This is a genomic window from Terribacillus saccharophilus (assembly GCF_002272075.1).
Lineage (GTDB): Bacteria > Bacillota > Bacilli > Bacillales > Amphibacillaceae > Terribacillus > Terribacillus saccharophilus_A.
Window position 1 is genome coordinate 23,949 of the sequence record NZ_NPBJ01000025.1, and the last position, 6,163, is coordinate 30,111.

General features: G+C 42.7%; 5 protein-coding genes. 3 read left to right on the plus strand and 2 right to left on the minus strand.

Going from position 1 to position 6,163, the window contains the following annotated elements; all coding sequences use genetic code 11:
* The first annotated feature begins 78 nt into the window (after positions 1-78).
* On the plus strand, positions 79-345 hold the full coding sequence (locus tag CHH48_RS13560) for a hypothetical protein (RefSeq protein ID WP_095219688.1): 267 nt from the start codon (positions 79-81) through the stop codon (positions 343-345).
* A gap of 15 nt (positions 346-360) precedes the next feature.
* Here CHH48_RS13560 and CHH48_RS13565 read toward each other — a convergent pair whose 3' ends face one another.
* Complete coding sequence (locus tag CHH48_RS13565) at positions 361-1,827, minus strand: amino acid permease (protein WP_245840386.1); 1,467 nt, start codon at positions 1,825-1,827, stop codon at positions 361-363.
* Positions 1,828-2,150: 323 nt separating this feature from the next.
* On the minus strand, positions 2,151-3,572 hold the full coding sequence (locus tag CHH48_RS13570) for an amidase family protein (RefSeq protein WP_095219689.1): 1,422 nt from the start codon (positions 3,570-3,572) through the stop codon (positions 2,151-2,153).
* A 155-nt stretch (positions 3,573-3,727) separates the two neighbouring features.
* Here CHH48_RS13570 and CHH48_RS13575 point away from each other — a divergent pair, with 155 nt between their 5' ends.
* Complete coding sequence (locus CHH48_RS13575; RefSeq protein ID WP_095219690.1) at positions 3,728-4,345, plus strand: acetate uptake transporter; 618 nt, start codon at positions 3,728-3,730, stop codon at positions 4,343-4,345.
* A 35-nt stretch (positions 4,346-4,380) separates the two neighbouring features.
* A complete protein-coding gene (locus CHH48_RS13580; protein WP_095219691.1) occupies positions 4,381-5,742 on the plus strand; it encodes an amino acid permease in 1,362 nt (453 codons plus the stop codon).
* Positions 5,743-6,163: the final 421 nt, after the last annotated feature.

Genomic DNA, 6,163 nt, shown 5'->3' on the forward strand with positions numbered 1-6,163 from the left:
TTTCTATATCCAAAAAATAAGCTATAATAACAAGTTGGAAGGGAATATACATGAGAAATAAAGGAAGGAGTGGAAGGTATGGAGGAGAAACGCTATTCACCATCAGGCACGCTGGCACTTGGTATTCTGTCGATTACACTACCAGTAATAGGAATCATAACAGGTATTCTTGCACTTATATTCGCAAATAAAAGTATCAAGGTAACAGAAGACACAGAAGCTTCAAAGGCATTATATTTGGCAGGAAGAGTATGCGGTATCATTGGATTGTGCTATCAGGCATTTATCATCATCTATTTCATTTTCATAATCACTATGATTTTGGCAATGCCAGGATATTATTAAAAAACAGCCTCGGAATCATTCCGGGGCTGTTTCATGTTCAGGAGTTGTCAAATCGACATCCTCCAGTTTATGCATCTTGGTTTTATATTTTACTTTGTAAATAAGCCAGCATAGCATGAAAATTGGAATGCCGATATAAGAAGCAATGAATCCACCAAGATCGAAGCCGTCTTCTGTAAAGGAAGATACGCTTTGTCCGACTACTACAATGATACTCAGTGTGAGCGCGAATATCGGTGCAAATGGGTAGAACTTCGCTGTATATGGCAAGTCCTTGAGATCATAGCCTTGGGCTACATACGCTTTACGGAAACGATAATGACTGATTGCAATTCCGATCCAGATAATAAAGCCAGTCATACCAGCTACATTCAATAACCATGTATAAACGACACCGTTACCGAAGAAGGAAGTAAGAAATGCCGCACACCCTACAACTGCCGTACCGATCAAGGCATTCACCGGAACGCCGTTCTTGTTCAATTTTCCAAGGAAGCGAGGAGCTTTTCCTTCTTTGGCAAGGTTCCAAAGCATACGCGTACTCGCATACATACCGGAGTTACCGGCAGATAAGACAGCTGTCAAGATGACTGCGTTCATAACGGATGCTGCAAAAGCGATACCGGCTTTCTCAAACACGAGTGTGAATGGACTCAGCTGTACATCTTCACTTGCCAAGCTTTCTGTTGTATACGGAATGAGCATCCCGATGACGAAGATAGCGAGAATATAGAATAACAAGATACGCCAGAAGACGGATCGAATCGCCTTTGGTATGGATTCTCTCGGGTTGTCGGCTTCTCCTGCTGCAGCTCCAAGTAATTCCGTACCTTGGAAGGAAAAACCAGCTGCCATGAACACACCAATCAAAGCAAGAAATCCGCCATTGAATGGAGCGTCACCTGTCGTAAAGTTTGAGAAACCTGGAGATTCTCCACCCAAAATACCGATGATCATTAAAAGACCAACAATGATGAAGATGATAACTGTGATTACCTTGATCAAGGCGAACCAATATTCAGATTCACCGAAACCTTTAACGGAAATATAATTCAAGAGAAACATGATGATCAGACTGATTGCACTCCAAATCCAAGATGGGGAATTCGGGAACCAGAAATCCATGATCAGTGTCACGGCAACAAGTTCTGCTGCAATAGTCGATGCCCAGCTGAACCAATAGTTCCAGCCAAGTGCAAAGCCAAGTGATTCATCGACAAATTTGGTTGCATATGTGCTGAAGCTGCCTGATACGGGCATGAAGGCAGCCATTTCTGCTAGGCTGGTCATCAGGAAGAAGACCATACAACCGATGAGAGCGTAGGCCAGCAGTGCACCGCCAGGACCAGCTTCACTGATTGCACCCCCACTGGCAAGGAACAGGCCGGTACCAATTGTACCTCCAAGTGAGATCATCCCTAAATGACGGGCTTTGAGCTTTCTTTGTAGGCCGGGCGCTGTGTTGTTATGTTTGTTGCTCACTTCTTTCACCTCGTCTATAGTATGGCATGTTGTTGGGTACTTACTAAAAAAAGCCGTATCAGATAGATTTGCTCTATCTGAACGGCTTATTATATACAACAGCATCATTCTAAAATAATTAAGATAGCGCAGCACGTGTAGGTTAGCTCACGTGATCGTTCTGAGCCTATTCGGTCCAGATGCAGCTTTTTGTACAAGCCAAGCTGCGTACTATTCTCATTGATTAATGAGTGCCTATGCAAATCAATGAGTTCTTATGCAATTGAAAACCTCCCTAACTTTACTATACAAGGGGACATATTTCAACTGTATTCTAGAATGGATTATTTTGGTGCTTTTCGATGCTGTGTAGCGCATTCGTAGCTAAAGCCGATTTCTATTAAGGTAGATTCCTCAAAAGCACCAGCTGTAAACGTAATTCCGAATGGTTCACCAGCCTCTGTGTAGCCTGCAGGTATAGTGATGGAAGGATAGCCTGCTTTAGCAGCTATATCACATCCAAAATAGCTAGGGAAGATGATTGCATCGAGTTCTGCACCTGTAATCACTTGATCTAGCCCTTCTGTGCGAGACTCCCGTAAGTCAGCTAGTCGATCCCGCAGATATTCTGTCTGTTTTAAAGTTCCATCTGTTTTCTCAGCGGTTTCAAGAATATCTTGACCGTGTAAGAGCGTAGTCTCGGTGTTGATGCGGTTCCATTCAATTACTTCTTTTAATGTGTGCGCGGGCAGATACGGGGAGACCGTTCTTAAGTATCGATTCACGCCATGCTTGAATTCATGATACAGCACACTGGATTCTCTCGTAATCTCAGGGACATTTACTTCGATAAGTTCTGCGCCTTGCTCGCGTAATGCGGTAAAAGCTTTCTCCATCAGTTCCCGTTTTTCCGGGGCAAGACTATCCATTGTTTGTTTATCTATACCAAGACGTTTTCCGTTCAATCCATCCTTTTGAAGAGACGCAGTATAATCCGGAAGAGATGGAGCGGATAGAGTGGCCGGATCTGCTTTATCTCGGCCAGCTATCACTTGTAGCAGGAGTGCTGCATCTTGAACTGTTCTTGCCATGGGTCCAGCAGTATCCTGACTGTGCGCTATCGGAATGATTCCACTGCGGGATACTAGTCCGACAGTGGGCTTTATACCGACTAATGAATTGCTGCTTGAAGGGCTTAGAATCGAGCCGCTTGTTTCTGTTCCTATGCCGACCACTGCCAAGTTATTAGCAATAGATGCACCAGTGCCGGAACTGGAACCACCGACATCAAAGCTGCCATAAGGGTTTCGTACTTGGCCTCCGCGGCCGCTGAAACCATTTGGCATCGGCTCCGACATAAAATTGGCCCATTCAGTCATATTGACCTTACCTAAAATGATGGCACCTGCTTCCCGCAGCTGTTTCACGATATAGGCATCCTGCGTAGCGAAATTATTAGCAAGAACGAAGGTTCCGGCACTTGTATGCATACCGTCAGCTGTATCTATATTGTCTTTAATTAAAACGGGCATGCCATGAAGCGGACCGCGCAGTTTTTCTTCTCTTCTTTCCATATCCATTTGTTCGGCAATAAATAATGCATCTGGATTGATTTCGAGTACACTATTTGTTCCGCCTTCCTTGGAGTCTGCTGCTGCAATGCGCTCTAGATAAGTCTGAACTAACTGTACTGATGTTGTATTTCCAGATGCTAAGTCAGCTTGTAAGGATGCGATTGTCATTTCTTTAATTGTAAAAATATTCATAGACTGGATTCTCCCCTGTAAAATGTGTATGATAAGAAAATCTTCTGTATTTAGACAAGTCGGATTTATTAATTATACTAAATTTTCTTGCAATAAACTTCTAGGGGATCCCGATTTTTCATTTATACAGAAGCATCTAGAGAGGGGAAAAAGATTTGGAAACAACAAAGACAGTCAAGGTGCTGACTGCTGATCCTAGCGCATTAGGATTATTTGGCCTAGCAATGGTCACTTTAGTAGCATCTTCGCAAAAACTTGGTTTGACAGAGGGACTTTCCATGATTCTGCCATGGGCATTCTTCTTAGGAGGCATTGCGCAGCTGATTGCTTCCGCTCAGGACTTTAAACACAATAATATCTTCGGTGCTACAGCCTTTGGCGCTTTCGGTTTATTTTGGTTCGGTGTCGGCATGAGCTGGCTCATTCAGCTTGGTGCGTTTGGAGAAAACTTGCAAACCGCTGCAGACAGCCGCCAATTAGGTGTAGCTTTTATCGGATATCTTATATTCAGTCTCTTCATGACAGTTGGTGCTATGGGGACACATAAAGTACTATTTTTTATATTTGTAGCTATTGATTTTCTATTTATCGGTTTATCTTTAAGTTCATTTGATATAGCATATGAACTAACTCATACGCTTGCGGGCGTTGCGGAATTAATTATTTCACTATTATCTTTCTATGGTTCTGCTGCTGCAGTGCTGAACGGTCATTATGGACAGACAGTCCTTCCGATTGGCAAAGCATTCGGTCCCTTTACACAAGCAGACTAGAACAATTGAAGAGATAGTTAGCAAGGGGCATAGACATGGCAAGAAATGATCGAGCATCAAATGATTTACACAAAGGTTTGAAAAACCGTCATGTACAGATGATTGCGCTTGGCGGAGCAATCGGAACAGGCTTGTTTTATGGTTCTGCTTCCTCGATCGGACTGGCTGGGCCTGCAATTGCACTTGCGTACTTAGTCGGTGGTATTATGATTTTCTTCATCATGCGCGCATTGGGTGAGCTTTCTGTAGATTCACCGAACTCGGGTTCTATCAGTTATTACGCTTATCAAAACTTAGGCAATTTCTTCGGATTCTTTTCCGGCTGGAATTATTGGTTCAATTATGTGGCAGTAAGCATGGCGGAGCTGACAGTCGTCGGTATTTACGTGCAGTATTGGTTCCCAAGTGTTCCTACTTGGGTGACAGCATTCGGCTTCCTTGTCTTGATTACATGTATCAACCTTTTAAGTGTTAAATTGTATGGTGAGTTCGAATTTTACTTTGCCATCATCAAAGTTGTCGCAATTATCGGGATGATAGTTCTTGGCTTGCTTATCATCTTCACTGGTATTGGAAATGGCGGCGTACCAACTGGTTTCTCTAATCTATTTGATGAGGGTGGCTTCATGCCGAATGGCCTGACAGGTGTCGTACTATCACTTGTTTTGGTTATGTTCAGTTTCGGCGGAGTCGAACTTGTTGGTATCACAGCAGGTGAAGTGGACACGCCGAAGAAGACGATACCGAAGGCAATCAATCAGGTTGTCTATCGGATTTTAATCTTTTATGTTGGTGCTCTGCTTGTTATCATGGCAGTCTTTCCTTGGAATGAAATTGACGGTCAAAGCAGCCCATTCGTACAGATATTTGATGGTGTCGGAATTCCGGCTGCTGCAGGTATCCTGAATGTTGTTGTTCTTACTGCAGCAGTTTCTGCACATAATAGCAGTCTTTACAGCAACGGACGTATGCTGCATTCCTTGGCAAAGCAAGGGAATGCACCGAAGTTCTTAGGGAAAGTCGGCAAACGGACAGGTGCTCCCGTAGCAGCGATTTTTGTATCCTCAGGAGTAGCAGCTATAGCAGTTGTTATAAACTACTTGTTCCCTGAGAAAGTGTTCAGCTATTTGATGGCAATTGCGACAATCGCTGTTGTCATCAACTGGATCATGATTGTCATTATCCACTTAGCTTTTCGGAAGCGAATTGGAAAGGCAGCTGCAAGTAAGTTATCTTTCAAAATGCCGCTATATCCTATAGCTAACTACTTGGTACTGCTATTCTTGGTAGCAGTAATTGTGATTATGGGCTTCATTCCGGATTACCGTCTGGCACTGCTTATCTTGCCGATATGGGTTATTATTCTATCTATCGGTTATAAGCTGAAGAGAAAATGAAAAAATGCGTATCCAATTGAGGATACGCATTTTTTTTGTGAAGTACTCGCTCATGGTTGATTCCATATAAAAGATATGACTACTGGATAGAGTACTGTAACAAGGAGTAAAAGAAGATTACCGTAAAACCCGATATATTTAAAGAGAGTTTTCCCCCCGGCCGCTCCCATTATCAAGCCAATAAGCGGCAATACCCATGCAAAGATAATGATTATAGCAACAGGTAATTGTGAGTTCGTTTCAAATAAGCTGAAATAAGTTATACATGTTGATACTAGGAAAATAAGAGCCGATAGGATACTGATACTCCTTTTCATCTTTAGCACCTGCCTGGATAAATAATAAACGCATGGTCATCCATTATTATATTAGTAATTTGTACTTTAGATTTATATAAAAATGAATAAGTACAAGAAAAAAC